Raw genomic sequence first — 16,085 nt, forward strand, 5'->3', positions numbered from 1 at the left:
CGGGGTGGGGCTGCCGGACGCCGCGTCCGGTTGCCGCACCGTTTTTCGTTGTTCGTCGAGAGAGCCGAGTGTCCGTCGAAATGCCTGTCCGTCCGGCACCCGCCGAAGTTCCGCCGCCGCATGCGTGCCGCGAGGGCTGCGGCGCGTGCTGCATCGCGCCGTCGATTTCCAGCCCGATTCCGGGCATGCCCGACGGCAAGCCGGCCGGCGTGCGCTGCGTGCAGCTCGGCGACGACCTGCGCTGCATGATCTTCGGCCGGCCCGAGCGCCCCGCGTGCTGTTCCGGGCTGCAGCCGTCCGCCGACATGTGCGGCGCGTCGCGCGACGACGCGCTCGCGTGGCTCACGCGCCTCGAGGCCGCGACGCGGCCGGCGCATCCAGGAGAGAGTTCAGCATGACCGTTGCTCGCGCGCCCGGCCGGCGCCGTTTTCTCGCTGCCGCCATCGGCGCCGTCGGCGTGTGCGTATCGCTTGCCGCCTGCGCGTCGACGTTCCCGTTCATTCCCGATCACTACACGTTCTCGCGCGGCGACGTGCAGAAGGCCGTCGCACGCAAGTTTCCTTACCAGAAGACGGTCGCGCAGGTGGTCGACGTGTCGCTCGCGAACCCGGCCGTCAACCTGCTGCCCGACCAGAACCGCGTGGCCGTGCAGCTCGACGCGAATTTCGCGAGCCCGTTCCTGCGCGGGCCCGTCAGCGGCAAGTTCACCGTGTCGGGCCAGCTCGCGTACGACGCGCCGAGCCGCTCGGTCGTGCTGAAGGCGCCGGCCGTCGACAGCCTCGTGCTCGACGGCGACGCGCAGATGTACGCGCAGCAGGTCGGCGCGGCCGCAGGCCTGCTGGCGACGCAGTTGCTGACCAACTATCCGATCTACACGTTCAAGCCCGAACAGCTCCAATTTGCCGGGGTGAACTACGAACCCGGTACAATTACGATTCTTACAAACGGCATACGCGTGGCGATCGTCGAAAAGTGACGACGGCGCGCGCACGGCCGGGCGGGCCGCGCGCGCAAGAGTGGCCTTTTCTTTCGACCATTTCGGAGTTGGGCCACGGATGGACTGGATCCTGATCTGCAAGGCATTGATCCTCGGCGTCGTCGAGGGGCTGACGGAATTCCTGCCGGTGTCGAGCACCGGTCACCTGATCGTCGCGGGCAGCTTCCTGAATTTCAACGATTCGCACGCGAAGACGTTCGACGTCGTGATCCAGTTCGGCGCGATCCTCGCGGTCTGCTGGGAATACCGGCAGCGGATCGTGTCCGTCGTGTCCGGGCTGCCGAGCCGGCCCGACGCGCAGCGCTTCACGCTGAACGTCGTGATCGCGACGATTCCAGCGATCGCCCTCGGCCTCCTGTTCGAGAAGAAGATCAAGGCCGTGCTGTTCTCGCCGGTGCCCGTCGCGTTCGCGCTCGTCGTGGGCGGTGCGATCATCCTGTGGGCCGAGGCGCGGCAGCGCGAACGCAGCGAGCCGCCGCGCGTGCTGTCGGTCGATGCGCTGACCCCGCTCGACGCGTTCAAGGTCGGGATCGCGCAGTGCTTCGCGCTGGTGCCCGGCATGTCGCGCTCGGGCTCGACGATCATCGGCGGGATGCTGTTCGGGCTCGACCGCCGCGTGGCCACCGAATTCTCGTTCTTTCTCGCGATCCCGATCATCTTCGGCGCGACGCTGTACGAAACCGTCAAGGACTGGCAGGCGTTCACCGTCGATTCGCTCGGGCTGTTCGCGCTCGGGCTCGTCGCGGCGTTCGTCAGTGCGTTCGTGTGCGTGCGCTGGCTGCTGCGCTACGTCGCGACGCACGACTTCACGGTATTTGCGTGGTACCGGATCGCGTTCGGGCTGTTCGTGTTGCTGGTGGGTTACAGCGGGTGGTTGAACTGGGCGTGATGCCGAGCATGGGCCGATGCGCGGGCCCATGAAAAAGCCCGACCGGCGAGAGATGCCGGTCGGGCTTTTTCATTTTGCGTGGGGCGAAGCCGCTCAGCTTGCGCGCTTGCGGAACACCAAGTCCCACACGCCGTGGCCGAGCCGCAGCCCGCGCCGTTCGAATTTCGTCACCGGACGGTAGTCGGGGCGCGGTGCGTAATCGGCGGCGGTGTTTTCGAGCGTCGGTTCCGCGCCGAGTACTTCAAGCATCTGCTCCGCGTAGTTCTGCCAGTCGGTCGCGCAGTGCAGGTATGCGCCGGGTTTCAGGCGCGATGCGAGATGCGCGACGAGCGGCGGCTGGATCAGCCGGCGCTTGTGGTGACGCGCCTTGTGCCACGGATCGGGGAAGAAGATGTGCACGCCGTCGAGGCTTTCCGGCGCGAGCATGTGCTCGAGCACCTCGACCGCGTCGTGCTGGATGATGCGGATGTTCGACAGATCCTGCTCGCCGATCAGCTTCAGCAGCGCGCCGACGCCCGGCTCGTGCACCTCGACGCCGAGGAAGTCGTCGCCCGGGCGGTGCGCGGCGATTTCCGCGGTCGACGCGCCCATCCCGAAACCGATCTCGAGGATACGTGGTGCGCTGCGGCCGAAGATCGCGTCCCAGTCGGGCAGCTCCGGCGCATACGGGACCACGAAGCGCGGGCCGAATTCGTCGAGCGCGCGGCGCTGGCCGGTCGATACGCGGCCGGCACGCGTCACGAAGCTGCGGATGCGGCGGTGGTGCAGCGGGTTGACTTCGTCGGCGCCTTCGGTGGCTTGGTCGGCTTCGTCGGGAATGGCGTCGTCGTGCGGCGGCAGGCCGGCTTCGTTCGGATCGTCGTGCATCATCGGTACAGAGAAAGGCTCGGTTCGGGCGAGGGCATCGGGCGCGCGGGAAGCGCCGGCGCGGTACAAAAAAGCCGCCTTCGACGAGGCGGCTCATGCGCAGGCTGTTGTGCAGCCGGAAAGTGGAGCGGGCGATGGGAATCGAACCCACGTCATCAGCTTGGGAAGCTGAGGTAATGGCCATTATACGACGCCCGCAGAACTGGAGATTCTACAGGGGTTTGGGTGAGGATGGCAAGCGGGCGGTTTGGGGCAGTGGCAGCGAAACTGGCATGGCTCGATGCTGGAGCGGTGGCGTCGCTGGCAGTGGCGGTGAGAGTCCGGTCAGTTCCTGCTGTTCGGCTGTTGCCTTTCGGTTCCCGACGAATTTCTAGTCGGCATGCTTCGAGATCTTTCTGTCTACAATCTACCAGCACAAAACGGCAACTTGCCACGGTAAAATTGGTTTTCCCCGTCAATTGCCACACGGACTTCATTGGGCGAATACATAAAATGACTATCGATTATCCGAGTCACTGGGCAGATATGTCCAATTATTTGGTGCATTTTGCTAAAGGCAAGGGAGCAACCAAGGGAGGACTCGTGAAGATAAACAAAACAGGTGATCAAGGCTACGGGACCATGTTGAGCATTCTGTCGGGAGGGACGTTGAAACCAGGCGCTCCATTTGGAATTGGTAGAAAGCTTGCGCCGGACACTGAGAAACAAATGAGTGTATGCTTCAGCGAGATTCCACCTGGAGAATGGTCACGCCTAAGCGAGCGTCGCAAGTCGGAGTTTGGTATTGGCTTCTCCAAGCAATTCATTGCCACACGTGGAGGAGGCCCGATTTGGTATGCTAGAAAGGGCAGCGACCAGCTTATGGCATTGCAGAAATTGATGAAAGCCGGTGCTGATGATCCTGAAAATCCAATATGGCGTATAACTTCGATGATCGATGCGCCAGGAGTGTATGGATTTAACTCGTACGAATATGAATGGGAAAGGGAGTGGCGGCACATTGGGGCGTTGAGTTTTGAGTGCAAGGACGTCGCTTTTTTATTTATTCCTGAGGCACTTCATTCTCAGGCACGAGCCTTCTTCTCTCATGTTTACTGGGAAAATTCTGGCCCCGCTTACTTTTGTCCATTCATTGACGCCAAGTGGTCAAGGGAGCGCGTTGAGGAGGAGTTGCTAAAGGGAGCTTTGGAAGTGCCGCCTGCTCCACCATCCTACGAAGAACGGCACGAAGAATGGGATGATGGAAATGGAGTGAGGGGGAGTGTGCACACTAGAAGATTGCTCCGTATCCAAAAATAACGAGTTCTGAATGGAACCTTGCGTGATGGAAGTGTGAGTATCGATTCGGTTTTCGTCAGTCGCCGAAATTCAACCGCACACGGAGTTGTACTACGGTGCGAAGAAGGCTATCGTGGAAGAGGAGTTGTTGGCGATTGCGAATGCCGAGCGTATTGACCGTAAGCGTTACCTCGAATTGTGCGACAAGCAGACTGCGACCATCGCTGAGAAGGCACAGATGTCTCGCCATCAGATCGAGCAGTTTTACAGTGTGAGCGAGGTAACGGTCGATCTGGTGCGGTTGGATGACCGTGGCCGTTATCGTGAGTGCGTGAGGTTCAGTTCGGTATTTTTTTCCAACAAGTATCAACGGAACCAGTTTGCCTTGTCGGAGCGTGGCGTGTCTGTGACGGAGCGGGGTGACTACATCAGGAAGTGCAAGATTCTCAAGGATCTGCTACGTGCGGCAGGGGGGCGAGTACGGTCAGCTGGATACGTTTGCGAGTTCGAGTCGCGGACGCTCGGTGCCTTCATCGATGCCGTTGAACTGCACGTACAGGAAATCGGGCTGGTGCCTTAATGTGCGCGTGCGGGACGCCGCCTCGAACGCGACGGGGAACAATACCGCAGCGAATGCGGCACAGGCGACGGCGGCCGCGCCGACGAAGATGGAACTGGCAACCGAAATCTACAAGCGGATGCGGACCGTCAAGGATGTGACCCGGAAGGATATCATCGAGAAGTTCATCGCCCAGGTGAAGCTGACGAAGGCCGGTGCAAGCACCTACTACCAGATGATTAAGGACAAGCACGAGCCGATGGGCAAGAAGTGATTTTCTCTGCTGGATCGTATCGTTCTATGAAAGGCTCCTGCGGGAGCCTTTTGTTTTGCGGTCAAATTCTGAGTCGGATCGCTTGGTTGGATGCAATGGTGGAACGGCAGTGATGAACCTATTGCGGACGGAGCGGTGTGGGCCGCGCTTGGAAGCGAGTTACCGGAAGGGGGGGCTCTGCGAGTCAACCTGGAGAGACCGGGAAAGCCCGAATCACGCCATCGATTCCCGAGATGAGTCTACCTGTGGTTGCCGTCGGGTCTTTTGTGCTTTTTAAAACATCAATAAAAACAATCAGTTAGTAGTGATTTGCCGATATAGTCTCTTTGATTTCGTCGATGCATTCTCTTGGCGAGTCTATTTGTTGGGTTTGTGGTGCGGCGAAAGTCTTGCGTTTTCCTGTGCCGTGTGTAAAATCGGGTCCGTGTAACTTTCTGAGAGTGCCCCGATGGACACTGTTGTTCGGAAAAAAAGCCCGCGCGCGCCATCGATGCCGCTTACCGACGCTCTCGAGCGGACGGTGAAGCTGTACGAGAAGGAGGGGCGGCATGCCACCTCGGTCGACGTTGTGGCCCAAGGGCTGGGTTACAAGGACTCGAAGAACGGTCGTGCAGCTCAGGCGCTCGCCTCGCTGAGGTATTACGGGCTGGTCGAGCGGCCAAAGGAAGGGTATCTGGCCGTCAGTAAAGACTTCGAGTCCTATCATTTTGCTCCCAGTGCAAGCATCAAGCGTGATCTGCTGATCAAGATGCTGACGACGCCCCCGATATTCGCGGAACTGCTGGAGAAGTACGAGGCCCGCTTACCGTCGGATGCCACGATTAAATTCGACTTGATCCAGAAGGGATTTTCTTCGGGAACGGCTGACAACGTTGTGGCCCTGTTTCGGGAGTCTGTTGGCTTCGTTGGGTATTACGAATCGTCGCCGGCTGCTGTTGACGGCGGGGATGAAGAGCAATCGGATGCTGTCGTGGCTGTCGACGTGGATTACGCGCAAACACCTCAGCAGCAGGTAGATAGTCGGGACGCATTGTCCGATCAGGTCGAGGTGCGTCGTCAATCTTTGGTGCGCGAGACAAGCGAAGAAATGGTTCGCATACCGGTCCGACTACCAAAGAACCGCCAGGCGTGGTTGGAGATTCCTATTCCCTTCTTTGAGGCGGATAAGGCCCGGTTGAAGGCGTACATCGATTTGCAGCTCACCGATGATGGGGAGGGGGAGGCTGAGGGCTAGGAAATAAAAGCCCTCACGACGTTGGCGCGTCGTGAGGGCTTCTGGCAAGGTGGTGAAGGCACCCCTCTACCACCTACAACCTGTCTTGGCAGACGGCTTGAGTTTATACGCTCAAGGGGTTGTGGGCAACTATTGCCTTCGAATCTTCACTGTGAGGATTGACATGCCGTTGGCATCCAACCCCAAGAGTGTATTTGTGCGGCAATACACGCGATTTCGCTTTGGCCGCACGGAGCAGGTGCGCCAGCATTGGCGTTCGTGGCCTAATCAACTGACGCTGTTTTAAGCGGGGGCCGCGCTACGTAAGTGGCGCGGCATTTCCTGCTAGGTCAGCAGGTTTCGCTTGATTTGATGCTGGGGTGAAAACTGGCATCGCCGTGAATCCCGCGTGATACGTGGATCCGTACATCTCCAACAGAAAAATCACCGCGAAACCCCGCGCAAACAGTGCGTTTGCTCCAGCCGTTGCGGCTTGGGAAGCTGAGGTAATGACCATTATACGACGCCCGCAGATCGGGTGATTGTATAGGGTTTGGTCGTGATTGTTACAAGTGATGCGTTGGAGCAGCCGGCAAACGGGCTTCGCGCTCGGGGTGCACGCACCCGCGCGATGCGCCGGCTACGCGCCCGCAAGTCGGCAGTAACGAGAGCGGCGCTGCGGTGCCGAGGCCCGACTACAAACGCGATGGCGGCGCGCTTACACGCCAGCCCATGTCGAAAATAGACGAGTCGGTGTCGGAAGCATACAAGTCGCGACAACGCTTTCGAACTAACGTGACAAGCCTCTTACACGATCGTCAGTCTGGAGCCGACATGTCCGATTTCATCACCGTTCTGCGCAAAACCTGCCCGACGCCTGTCCTCGATGCGACCAAGTGGAAGCGCATTGGCGGCGATCCGCACACCGTGAACCTCAACGCGTACGTCTCGAAGGACGGCAGCAAGATCATGGGTACCTGGATCTGCACGCCGGGCAAGTTCGAGGTGAACTACGAAAAATGGGAGTACTGCCACTTCCTCGATGGCTACTGCATCATCACGCCGGAAGGCGAGGAGCCGCAGCACTTGAAAGCTGGCGACGTGTTCGTGATCGAACCCGGCATGAAGGGGACGTGGGAGGTGGTGGAGACGGTGCGCAAGTACTTCGTCTTTGCCTGACGGGCCGGTCGATTCGACTCAACCCACGCGCCACACATCTTCCCGGTTCCCGAAGCCGGGACGGCAACCGAGGACTCCGGCTCGACCCAACTTGACTCGGTTCGGAAGCGGTGCGCCGAGCGCGCTCACGGGCTCGGCGGGCGCACCCGCGCCCGCTATCCGACCGCAACCCGTGACGAATGCGACGCCGGGTTGTGCGCTGACGACGACGCGATAACGGTCACTGCCGGCTCTGCACGCCGTCACGCAAACCCCTAAGATGCAGCGATCCGCCCACCGTTTCCGCTGCAGCGCACGAACCTTCCGCCTGCGCCGGACGCCCCACCGGAACCCCGACCATGCGCATCACCGCGATCCACGAACGCGCGATTCCCGTATCCCGCTATGCCGATCCGGCGATTGCCTCCGGCGGCCTGACTACGAGCGTCGTCGCGGTCGTCACCGACGTCGTGCGCGACGGCCGCCCGGTGACGGGCTACGGCTACGCGTCGATCGGCCGTTTCGCGCAGGGCGGCCTGATCCGCGAACGGTTCGCGCCGCGCCTGCTGGCCGCCGCCGATACGCTCGCCGACGAAGCCGGCACGAACCTCGACCCGTTCCGCGCGTGGCGCGCGATGATGGCCGGCGAGAAGCCGGGCGGGCACGGCGAACGCTGCGTCGCGGTCGGCACGCTCGACATGGCGATCTGGGACGCCGCCGCGAAGATCGCCGATCTGCCGCTGCATCGCTTTCTCGCCGATCGTCTCCAACGCGCGGCAGCACCACGCGTGCGCGTCTACGCGGGCGGCGGCTACCGCTATCCGCATGACGATCTCGCGCGCCTGCCGGATGAGATACGACGGATCGTCGATCTCGGCTACACGCACGCGAAGATCAAGATCGGCGGGGCGAATTTCGATCAGGACCGGCGCCGCATCGACGCCGCGGCCGCGCAGTTGGCAGGCCCTTCGCATCTCGCAGTCGACGCGATGAACACGTACGACGCGACGACCGCCCACGAGGCGGCCGACATGCTCGCGCCGTTCGGCCTCTGGTGGTTCGAGGACATCTGCGACCCGCTCGACCTGCCGCTCCAGGCAGACGTCGCCACGCGATACGCACCGCCGATCGCAGCAGGCGAAGCGCTGTTTTCGCTCGCGGAAGCGAAGCTGCTCGACCGCTACGGCGGCCTGCGTGCCGACCGCGACGTGCTGGTGTTCGATCCCGTGCACAGCTACGGGCTGCCGGGCTATCTGCAGATCGTCGATCACTTCGTGTCGCGCGGCTGGCGGCGTGACGCGTTCTGGCCGCATGGGGGCCATCTGTTCTCGTTGCACGTCGTCGCGGCGCTCGGGCTCGGCGGCGCGGAAGTCAGCCCGTTCGCGTTCCAGCCGTTCAGCGGACTGGCCGATGGCGAAATCGTCGACGCGGGATACGCGCGCGTGCCGCAGGCACCGGGTATCGGATTCGAGCTGCATGCCCACGCGCACGACGCGTTCCGCGCGATATCGCTATCGGGCCGCTGACGCCTAAAGCGCGTCGATCGCGAAACGCACCGCGAAGCCGAGCATCATCACCGCGACGAAGCCATCGAGCACGCGCCACGCGAGCGTACGGGCGAACCACGCACGGCACGCGCGTGCGCCATAGACGAGCATCAGGAACCACGCCAGCGAAGCAGTCATCGCGCCGATCGCAAACGGTGCGCGGGCAGACGGCGCGTGGCTCACGATCACGGTCCCGAGCAGCAGCACCGTATCGATCCATGCATACGGATTGAGCAGCGAAACCGCGGCGGTCGCGAGCAGCGTGCGCGACCGCATGGGTTCGCTAGCGACGCGTGAGCCATCTACATGCTCAGGCTCCCGTCCGACGATCGCCGAGCGCAGCGCGAGCAGGCCGTAGCCGGCGAGATACGCGATACCGGCCCACAGCGCGGCTGCCACCACGGCGGCATGGCGCGACAGCAATGCCGACAGCCCGTGCGCGCCGAGCACGATCAGCAATGCGTCGCTGCCTGCGCAGACGAGGGCGATGGAGCAGGTGAGGGCTCGAAAGCGAGCGCTTGATGACGAAGGCGTCCTTGGGACCGACCGACGTGAACAGGCCTGCGCCAAGCAGCAGGCCTTCGAGGAAGGCAGAGGTGTCGAGCACGAGCGGGCCGACAACCTCTTAAGCTGAACCGGTGATGGTTACGATGGAGCCACGTTAAGGGGCGCCGGGGGGCGTTGTCAATGCCCGGCTGGCCGCCCATTCCGGCCGCTGCCCGAGCGTGTCGAACAGCCGGACGATTTCACCCTTCACCTTCCGCACCGCGTTGCTGACGAGCGCCGTGTCGTGCCAGCACAGCGACAGGTCGCGCGCGAACAGCCGGTGCGCGACCGTCGACAGCTTCAGCTTGCGCTCCTCGATCTCGACGTGCGCGGCCGTCCACGGCAGGATCGTCACGCCGAGCTGCGCCATCACGGCCGCGAACAGCAGCCCGGTCGAACTTGCCTCGAAGCTGATCTCATACGACAGGCCGGCCTCGCGCATCGCCCAGTCGACGCGGTTGCGGATCGTGTTCGGCGCGCTCGGCAGCACGAGCGGCATCCGCGCGATCGCGTCGAGCGGCACGGGGTCGTCCGGCACCGGGAATTCGGGCCACGTGATCAGGTACAGCGTTTCCGTCAGCAGCCGGTGGATCGCGATGCCGCGCGTGTCGACCGCATCGACGACGATCGCGAGATCGAGCCGCGCGCGTTCGAGCAGCGTGTCGAGATCGGCGCTCGGCGCTTCGATCAGCTCCAGCATGATGCCCGGATAGCGGTCGCGCACGGCGCGGGCGAGCGGAATGGCCAGCACGCGCGCGGTGCTCGACGGCATGCCGACGGTCACGCGGCCCTGCGGCGTGTCGGCGTCGCGGCGCAGCAGCTCGCGCGTGCCGTCGGCCTGGCGCAGCAGTTCGAGTGCGTGCCGGTACAGCGTGCGGCCGGCGGCGGTTGGCGCGACGCCGCGCACGCTTCGTTCGAGCAGTTGCATCCCGAGATCCTGCTCGAGATTGCGCATCTGCTGGCTCACCGCCGGCTGCGCGACGTGCAGCGCCTCGCTCGCGTGCGTGACGTTGCCGCATTCGACGACCTTCACGAAATAGCGCAACTGTCTCAAGTCCATCGCCGCCGTCTCCCGATTCAAGCCCGAATCACGCCCGATTCGAGCCATAAGCCAATCCGATCGAGCAAGATGAATATCATATTTTTCAGCGATCGATAGCGTTTCTATACTCGTCTCACAAAAGAGCCCGACTGCCGGCCATTCCGGACCGGACGCGGCGCAAGAGCCGGCCCCGCCGGCAAGGAGACGAAGATGTTCAAGGCGATCGACGCGCCGGCGGCCGGCGCGAAGCCGCGGCGCACGCCGCTCACGCGCGAGCAGGTGAAGGGCTTCTGGGCCGTGTACGCGGGCTGGGTGCTCGACGGCGTGGATTCGGTGATCTACGCGCTCGTGCTGATTCCCGCGCTGACGGAATTGCTGCCGGCGTCCGGCATCGCGGCGACGCCCGCGAATCTGGGGATGTACGGCTCGATCCTGTTCGCGCTGTTCCTGATCGGCTGGGGGCTGTCGTTCATCTGGGGGCCGCTCGCCGATCGCTTCGGCCGCGTGCGCACGCTCGCCGCGAGCATCCTGATCTATTCGGTGTTCACCGGCGCGGCCGCGTTCGTGCACGACGTGTGGGCGCTGGCCGCGTGCCGCTTGATCGCCGGGATCGGCGTCGGCGGCGAATGGGCGCTCGCCGGCACCTACGTCGCCGAGAGCTGGCCGGAAGACCGCCGCAAGATGGGCGCCGGCTACCTGCAGACGGGCTACTACTTCGGCTTCTTCATCGCGGCCTGCCTGAACTACACGATCGGCGCGACCTACGGCTGGCGCGCGATGTTCCTGTGCGGGCTGGCGCCCGCGCTGCTCGCGGTGTTCACGGTGATGCGCGTGAAGGAGCCGGGGCAGTGGCGCCGGCACGATGCGCGCGACGGCGACGTGGCCGACACGCGGCGCGCGCATCCGCTGCGCGAGATCTTCGCGCCGGCGTTCCTGCGCCGCACGCTGACGAGCGCGAGCCTCGTCGGCGTCGCGATCGTCGGGCTGTGGGCCGGCTCCGTCTACGAGGCGAGCGCGGTCACCACGCTGGCGGCGCGCGCGGGCATCGATCACGTCGGTGCATTGCGGCTTGCGTCGATCGGCGCGGCGATCCTGTCGTGCGCGACGATCGCCGGCTGCCTGGCGGCGCCGTGGCTGTCGGAACGGCTCGGCCGGCGTACCGCGCTCGGCGTGTATTTCGCGGGGATGGCCGGCTCGATCGTGTTCGCGTTCGGCTGGGCGTTCTACCAGCCGAACGGGCTCGCGGCCTTCATGGTGTCGCTCGCGTTCCTCGGCTTCTTCGGCGGCAACTTCGCGATCTTCTCGCTGTGGCTGCCCGAGCAATATCCGACGCGCGTGCGGGCCACCGCGTTCGCGTTCAACGCGTCGGTCGGCCGCTTCATCGGCGCGGGCGTGAACTTCCTGCTCGGCGCGGCGATACACGGTTACGGATCGCTCGGCGTGCCGGTCGCGTGGACCGCGGCCGTGTTCGGGCTCGGCATCCTGATCCTGCCGTTCGCGGTCGAAACGCGGCATCAGACGCTGCCCGAATGAACGGCGCGGCAGTCGTTCGCAAACAACACACATCTCGTCATCCCTATCAGGAGTCCGGAATGCAGGCATTAACAGGAATCAGGGTCGTCGATCTGAGTCGCGCGCTGTCGGGGCCGTTCTGCTCGATGGTGCTCGCCGATCTCGGCGCCGACGTGATCAAGGTCGAGTCGGGGCCGCACGGCGACATGAGCCGCGCGTGGGGGCCGTTCGATCGCGGCGTGAGCACGTACTACCTGTCCTGCAACCGCAACAAGCGCGGCATCTGCGTGGACTTCCGGCAGCCGGCCGGCCTCGACGTCGTGCGGCGGCTGATCGCGCAGGCCGACGTCGTGATCGAGAATTTCAAGGCCGGCACGATGGACGCGATGGGGCTCGGCTACGAAGCGCTGAGCGCGCGCGACCCGCGGCTCGTGATGGGCAGCGTCACCGCGTTCGGCCCGCGCGGCCCGCTGCGCGACTGGCCGGGCTTCGACCAGATCGCGCAGGGCTATGCGGGGCTGATGAGCGTCACCGGCTTCCCGGACGGCGAGCCGACCCGCACGGGCACCGCGATCGGCGATCTCAGCTCGGGGATGTGGGTCGCGACCGGCGTGATGGCCGCGCTGTTCGAGCGCGAGCGTACCGGGCGCGGCCAGCATGTCGGCACGTCGCTGCTCGAAAGCCTCGTTGCGTTGCTGAGCGTGCACGGACAACGCTACCTGAGCCTCGGCGACGTGCCGCGCCGCACCGGCAATGCGCATGCGGTGATCGCGCCGTACGGCGTGTTCGAGACGGCCGACGGCCCGCTCAACCTCGCGCCGATCACGACCGACATGTGGTTGCGGCTGTGCCAGTTGCTGGATCTGCCCGAGCTGCCGAACGATCCGCGCTTCGCGACCAACGACGCGCGCGTCGCGCATCGCGATGAACTCAAGGCGCTGCTCGAAAACCGGCTGCGCACGCGCGGCAAGCGCGACTGGACGCAACGGTTCGTCGAGGCCGGGCTGCCGGCCGGGCCGATCCATACGCTCGACGAAGTGTTCGACGATCCGCAGCTCGCGCATTGCGGGCTGGTCGAGCCGGTCGCGCATCCGACGCTCGGTACGCTGCGCCAGGTCGTCACGCCGCTCGGCGGGATGGGCGACGACGTGCCGGCGCCGCGCACGCGCCATGCGCCGCCGCTGCTCGGCGAGCATACGGTCGACGTGCTGCGCGAAGCCGGCTACGGCGACGAGGCGATCGACGCACTGCTGGCCGCGCGCGCGATCTTCCAGGCGGATGCGGTGGCGGAGGCCGTGCAATGACCGACATGACGAAACACGACGCGGCGTCGACCGTGACGGTGGACCTGATCGGCGAGCGGATCGCGCGCGTGCGGTTCGCGAATCCGGCGCGACGGCATGCGCTCGACGCACCGTTGCTCGATGCGCTCGTCGCGCACCTCGATGCGCTGGCCGCACGCCGTCCGCCGCCCGTCGTGATCCTGTCGAACGACGGCAGCGGCGACGTGTGGAGCGCGGGGCACGACCTGCGCGAGCTGGCCGACGACCGCGATCCGCTCGCGTACGGCAAGCCGCTCGAACGCGCGCTGCGGCGCGTGCGGACCTATCCCGGCGCGGTGATAGCGGCGGTGGCGGGATCGGCATGGGGCGGGGCGGTCGATCTGGTGATGAGCTGCGATCTCGTCGTGGCGGCGCGCGACGCACGCTTCGCGATGACGCCGGCGAACATCGGCCTGCCGTATTCGACGAGCGGCCTGCTGCGCTTCTACGACAACCTGCCGATCCACGTGCTGAAGGAGATGTTCTTCTGCGCGCAGCCGCTCGATGCGGAACGCGCCGCGCATCACGGGCTCGTGAACCGGCTGGCAGACGCCGGCGGGGTCGACGACGCGGCACTCGACGTCGCGCGCACGATCGCCGCGAAGGCGCCGCTCGCGGTGCACGCGGTGAAGGAGCAGTTGCGCGTGCTGCAGGATGCGCGGCCGTTGCCGGCCGATGCGTTCGAACGGATCGCCGAGTTGCGCCGGCACGCGTGCGAAGGCGCGGATTTCGACGAAGGGCTGCGTGCGTTCGCGGAACGCCGCGCGCCGGCGTTTCGCGGGATTTAGGCGGACCGGCGGGGTTTCGGTGTGACGATGGCGGCACGCGTTATGCGCCGCCGAGTATGCGCACGCCGAGGGCGATCAGCGGTCGCGCCTGAACGCGCGCGTATCGATCACGCACCGCGTCGACGCATTCGCAGTTCGATTGCGCGTGCGGCCCGCCTGTACCGCGCGCTACGCGCGCACCACCGTCACGCCCGCGGCCTCGATCGGCTTCGTCAGTGCAGCGTCGGTTTCCTGTTCGACGACGACCGTCTGCGCGAGCGTGATGTCACCGATCACGAACTGCGACGCCGCACGCAGTTTCGACTGCGACGCGAGCACGACCGTCTCGGCCGCGCGTTCGGCCAGCGCGCGCTTGATCGCCGCTTCCTCGAAATCGCCGGTGCTCAGGCCGGCGACCGGATGCACGCCCGTGACGCCCATGAAGTACAGGTCCGCATGGATGCGCGCGATGCCTTCCATCGCCGCCGCGCCGACCGCGACGATCGAGTGCTTGTAGAGCCGCCCGCCGATCAGGATCACGTCGATCGACGGATGTGCGGCCAGCGCCACCGCGACGCTCGGGCTGTGCGTGACGATCGTCGCGCGCAGGTCCGTCGGCAACTGGCTGACGAGCAGCGCGGAGGTCGTGCCGCCGTCGACGATCGCCACCTGCCCGGGCGCGATCATCTGCGCGGCCCGCCGTGCGATGCGCCGCTTCTCCTTGGCTTCGAGCGCCTCGCGCTGCGCGAACGGCGCGATGGCCGGCGACGCCGGCAGCGCGCCGCCATGCACGCGCTGCAGCAGTCCTTCGGCCGCGAGTTCGCGCAGGTCGCGGCGCACCGTGTCTTCGGATACACCGAATTGCACGCTCAGCTCGGCGGCCAGTACCTGGCCGTCGCGTGCGAGCGCCTCGAGGATCGCTTTCTTGCGCTGCGTCGTCAGCATCGTGATTGCACGAAAATTCTTGAAATTGCACGAATCTGCACGTTACCATGGACGCCGTCCTTTGTCGAACCGGAGGCTGCAATGGCTGCAACGCGGGAGCGGGTGCGCATCGTCGATACGACGGTGCTGTCCGACGACTGGTATGTGCTGCGGAAGGTGACGTTCGATTTCCTGCGCCGCGACGGAACGTGGCAGCGCCTGAGCCGCGAGACCTACGATCGCGGCAACGGCGCGACGATCCTGCTCCGTCATGCCGAGACGGGCGACGTGCTGCTGACACGGCAGTTCCGGATGCCGGCGTTCGTGAGCGGGCACGACGGCATGCTGCTCGAAGCGGCCGCCGGGCTGCTCGACGACGCCACGCCCGAAGCGCGCATCCGCGCGGAAGCCGAGGAAGAGACCGGCTACCGCGTGCGCGGCGTGCGCAAGGTGTTCGAGGCGTTCATGAGCCCGGGTTCCGTGACCGAGAAGCTGCATTTCTTCGTCGGCGAATACGATGCGTCGCTGCGCACCGGCGCGGGCGGCGGCGTCGCGGCAGAGGGCGAGGATCTGGAGGTCGTCGAGATGCCGCTGCAGGCGGCGCTGGACGCGGTCGAGCGCGGCGAGATCGTCGATGCGAAGACGATCATGCTGCTCCAGTACGTCGCGCTGCGGGAAACCGCTGGCGCACGCGCCGCATGACGCCGCAACTCGTGCTGGTCGCCGGCCCTTATCGCAGCGGCACGGACGGCAACCCCGCGCGCATCGCCGCGAACCTGCACCGGCTGGAAACGGCAGCGCTCGCCGTGTATCGCCGCGGGCACGTGCCGATGATCGGCGAATGGCTGTCGTTGCCGCTCGCGGCCGCGGCCGGGTCGACGCAGGTCGGCGACGCGATCGGCGAAACGTTCCTGTATCCGGCCGCGCACCGGTTGCTGCGCCGCTGCGATGCGGTGCTGCGCATCGACGGCGCGTCGCGCGGCGCGGATGCGGACGTGGCGCTGGCGCGGCAACTCGGCAAGCCGGTCTATTTCTCGGTCGACGAGATGCCGGTCGCGCAGGACGGTGCGGCTGACTGAGCAAGCGTGGGCGCCGGGTCGCGGCATCGCCGGTGCGGTGCTTGCGGACAGCCGGCGGTCGCATTGCCGGTAGCCGTACGCGCGCGGCGTCACGCGATTGCTGGGTCGATG

The 16,085-nt window shown here is 65.2% G+C and carries 18 protein-coding genes and 1 tRNA gene; 14 read left to right on the plus strand and 5 right to left on the minus strand.

Translation table 11 applies throughout. The features are described 5' to 3' along the window. The first annotated feature begins 80 nt into the window (after positions 1 to 80). The 3 genes from H0X90_RS12840 (at position 81) to H0X90_RS12850 (ending at position 1,886) form a co-directional block, all read left to right on the plus strand. On the plus strand, positions 81 to 398 hold the full coding sequence (locus tag H0X90_RS12840; protein WP_027783753.1) for a YkgJ family cysteine cluster protein: 318 nt from the start codon (positions 81 to 83) through the stop codon (positions 396 to 398). After that, positions 395 to 976, plus strand: a complete 582-nt coding sequence (locus tag H0X90_RS12845) for a DUF1439 domain-containing protein (RefSeq protein ID WP_077190957.1) — start codon at positions 395 to 397, stop codon at positions 974 to 976. The genes H0X90_RS12840 and H0X90_RS12845 overlap by 4 nt, the downstream gene beginning before the upstream one ends. Before the next feature lie 79 nt (positions 977 to 1,055). Further along, complete coding sequence (locus H0X90_RS12850; RefSeq protein WP_006488560.1) at positions 1,056 to 1,886, plus strand: undecaprenyl-diphosphate phosphatase; 831 nt, start codon at positions 1,056 to 1,058, stop codon at positions 1,884 to 1,886. Positions 1,887 to 1,979: 93 nt separating this feature from the next. Here H0X90_RS12850 and trmB read toward each other — a convergent pair whose 3' ends face one another. Beyond that, positions 1,980 to 2,756 (minus strand): tRNA (guanosine(46)-N7)-methyltransferase TrmB, encoded by a 777-nt coding sequence (trmB, locus tag H0X90_RS12855; protein ID WP_077190955.1) that lies wholly within the window; start codon positions 2,754 to 2,756, stop codon positions 1,980 to 1,982. Positions 2,757 to 2,876: 120 nt separating this feature from the next. After that, positions 2,877 to 2,951: transfer RNA gene (locus H0X90_RS12860), tRNA-Gly, on the minus strand. Positions 2,952 to 3,245: 294 nt separating this feature from the next. On the opposite strand from H0X90_RS12860, the gene H0X90_RS12865 reads away from it, so the two are divergent. The 6 genes from H0X90_RS12865 to H0X90_RS12890 all read left to right on the plus strand — a co-directional run bounded on the left by H0X90_RS12865 (position 3,246) and on the right by H0X90_RS12890 (position 8,761). Beyond that, a complete protein-coding gene (locus H0X90_RS12865) occupies positions 3,246 to 4,052 on the plus strand; it encodes a hypothetical protein (RefSeq protein ID WP_127447485.1) in 807 nt (268 codons plus the stop codon). A 112-nt stretch (positions 4,053 to 4,164) separates the two neighbouring features. After that, on the plus strand, positions 4,165 to 4,611 hold the full coding sequence (locus tag H0X90_RS12870; RefSeq protein WP_139352360.1) for a hypothetical protein: 447 nt from the start codon (positions 4,165 to 4,167) through the stop codon (positions 4,609 to 4,611). 1 nt (position 4,612) lies between these two features. Then, entirely contained in the window at positions 4,613 to 4,864 is a 252-nt protein-coding gene (locus H0X90_RS12875) for a hypothetical protein (RefSeq protein ID WP_102898764.1), read from the plus strand. 448 nt (positions 4,865 to 5,312) lie between these two features. Then, positions 5,313 to 6,098 (plus strand): hypothetical protein, encoded by a 786-nt coding sequence (locus H0X90_RS12880; protein WP_125345771.1) that lies wholly within the window; start codon positions 5,313 to 5,315, stop codon positions 6,096 to 6,098. An 813-nt stretch (positions 6,099 to 6,911) separates the two neighbouring features. Next, the gene (locus H0X90_RS12885; RefSeq protein WP_006496617.1) at positions 6,912 to 7,256 is read left to right on the plus strand and encodes a cupin domain-containing protein; all 345 of its coding nucleotides are present in this window, start codon (positions 6,912 to 6,914) and stop codon (positions 7,254 to 7,256) included. A 338-nt stretch (positions 7,257 to 7,594) separates the two neighbouring features. Continuing rightward, positions 7,595 to 8,761 carry an enolase C-terminal domain-like protein gene (locus tag H0X90_RS12890; protein WP_077190930.1) on the plus strand — a complete coding sequence of 389 codons (1,167 nt, stop codon included), beginning with the start codon at positions 7,595 to 7,597 and terminating at the stop codon, positions 8,759 to 8,761. 3 nt (positions 8,762 to 8,764) lie between these two features. Here H0X90_RS12890 and H0X90_RS12895 read toward each other — a convergent pair whose 3' ends face one another. After that, complete coding sequence (locus H0X90_RS12895) at positions 8,765 to 9,232, minus strand: LysE/ArgO family amino acid transporter (protein WP_230463880.1); 468 nt, start codon at positions 9,230 to 9,232, stop codon at positions 8,765 to 8,767. Positions 9,233 to 9,443: 211 nt separating this feature from the next. After that, positions 9,444 to 10,388, minus strand: coding sequence for a LysR substrate-binding domain-containing protein (locus tag H0X90_RS12900; protein WP_077190929.1), 945 nt, complete (start codon positions 10,386 to 10,388; stop codon positions 9,444 to 9,446). Positions 10,389 to 10,580: 192 nt separating this feature from the next. Here H0X90_RS12900 and H0X90_RS12905 point away from each other — a divergent pair, with 192 nt between their 5' ends. The 3 genes from H0X90_RS12905 to scpB are packed head-to-tail and all read left to right on the plus strand — an operon-like array spanning position 10,581 to position 13,992. Then, positions 10,581 to 11,903: an MFS transporter gene (locus H0X90_RS12905; RefSeq protein WP_006488552.1), complete on the plus strand. Its 1,323-nt coding sequence runs from the start codon at positions 10,581 to 10,583 to the stop codon at positions 11,901 to 11,903. Positions 11,904 to 11,962: 59 nt separating this feature from the next. Then, a complete protein-coding gene (locus H0X90_RS12910; RefSeq protein WP_077190928.1) occupies positions 11,963 to 13,186 on the plus strand; it encodes a CaiB/BaiF CoA-transferase family protein in 1,224 nt (407 codons plus the stop codon). Then, complete coding sequence (scpB, locus tag H0X90_RS12915; RefSeq protein ID WP_006496612.1) at positions 13,183 to 13,992, plus strand: methylmalonyl-CoA decarboxylase; 810 nt, start codon at positions 13,183 to 13,185, stop codon at positions 13,990 to 13,992. The genes H0X90_RS12910 and scpB overlap by 4 nt, the downstream gene beginning before the upstream one ends. Before the next feature lie 168 nt (positions 13,993 to 14,160). Here scpB and H0X90_RS12920 read toward each other — a convergent pair whose 3' ends face one another. Further along, positions 14,161 to 14,916, minus strand: coding sequence for a DeoR/GlpR family DNA-binding transcription regulator (locus H0X90_RS12920; protein ID WP_077190926.1), 756 nt, complete (start codon positions 14,914 to 14,916; stop codon positions 14,161 to 14,163). Positions 14,917 to 14,997: 81 nt separating this feature from the next. On the opposite strand from H0X90_RS12920, the gene H0X90_RS12925 reads away from it, so the two are divergent. Both H0X90_RS12925 and H0X90_RS12930 read left to right on the plus strand, forming a co-directional pair. After that, positions 14,998 to 15,597: an NUDIX domain-containing protein gene (locus H0X90_RS12925; RefSeq protein WP_006496610.1), complete on the plus strand. Its 600-nt coding sequence runs from the start codon at positions 14,998 to 15,000 to the stop codon at positions 15,595 to 15,597. Then, positions 15,594 to 15,974 carry a DUF4406 domain-containing protein gene (locus H0X90_RS12930; RefSeq protein ID WP_077190924.1) on the plus strand — a complete coding sequence of 127 codons (381 nt, stop codon included), beginning with the start codon at positions 15,594 to 15,596 and terminating at the stop codon, positions 15,972 to 15,974. Before H0X90_RS12925 ends, H0X90_RS12930 begins: the two co-directional genes overlap by 4 nt. The last annotated feature ends 111 nt before the right edge of the window (positions 15,975 to 16,085 follow it).

The organism is Burkholderia sp. 9775_39 (assembly GCF_015712225.1).
GTDB classification, from domain to species: Bacteria; Pseudomonadota; Gammaproteobacteria; order Burkholderiales; family Burkholderiaceae; genus Burkholderia; species Burkholderia cenocepacia.

Excerpts from the sequence above, each read along its gene's own strand:
- H0X90_RS12880 (WP_125345771.1), top strand. The coding sequence starts at position 5,313 with ATGGACACTGTTGTTCGGAAAAAAAGCCCGCGCGCGCCATCGATGCCG.
- trmB (WP_077190955.1), bottom strand. The coding sequence starts at position 2,756 with ATGATGCACGACGATCCGAACGAAGCCGGCCTGCCGCCGCACGACGAC.
- H0X90_RS12910 (WP_077190928.1), top strand. The coding sequence starts at position 11,963 with ATGCAGGCATTAACAGGAATCAGGGTCGTCGATCTGAGTCGCGCGCTG.
- H0X90_RS12930 (WP_077190924.1), top strand. The coding sequence starts at position 15,594 with ATGACGCCGCAACTCGTGCTGGTCGCCGGCCCTTATCGCAGCGGCACG.
- H0X90_RS12885 (WP_006496617.1), top strand. The coding sequence starts at position 6,912 with ATGTCCGATTTCATCACCGTTCTGCGCAAAACCTGCCCGACGCCTGTC.
- H0X90_RS12840 (WP_027783753.1), top strand. The coding sequence starts at position 81 with ATGCCTGTCCGTCCGGCACCCGCCGAAGTTCCGCCGCCGCATGCGTGC.
- H0X90_RS12850 (WP_006488560.1), top strand. The coding sequence starts at position 1,056 with ATGGACTGGATCCTGATCTGCAAGGCATTGATCCTCGGCGTCGTCGAG.
- H0X90_RS12905 (WP_006488552.1), top strand. The coding sequence starts at position 10,581 with ATGTTCAAGGCGATCGACGCGCCGGCGGCCGGCGCGAAGCCGCGGCGC.
- H0X90_RS12925 (WP_006496610.1), top strand. The coding sequence starts at position 14,998 with ATGGCTGCAACGCGGGAGCGGGTGCGCATCGTCGATACGACGGTGCTG.
- H0X90_RS12920 (WP_077190926.1), bottom strand. The coding sequence starts at position 14,916 with ATGCTGACGACGCAGCGCAAGAAAGCGATCCTCGAGGCGCTCGCACGC.
- H0X90_RS12845 (WP_077190957.1), top strand. The coding sequence starts at position 395 with ATGACCGTTGCTCGCGCGCCCGGCCGGCGCCGTTTTCTCGCTGCCGCC.
- scpB (WP_006496612.1), top strand. The coding sequence starts at position 13,183 with ATGACCGACATGACGAAACACGACGCGGCGTCGACCGTGACGGTGGAC.
- H0X90_RS12890 (WP_077190930.1), top strand. The coding sequence starts at position 7,595 with ATGCGCATCACCGCGATCCACGAACGCGCGATTCCCGTATCCCGCTAT.
- H0X90_RS12900 (WP_077190929.1), bottom strand. The coding sequence starts at position 10,388 with ATGGACTTGAGACAGTTGCGCTATTTCGTGAAGGTCGTCGAATGCGGC.
- H0X90_RS12865 (WP_127447485.1), top strand. The coding sequence starts at position 3,246 with ATGACTATCGATTATCCGAGTCACTGGGCAGATATGTCCAATTATTTG.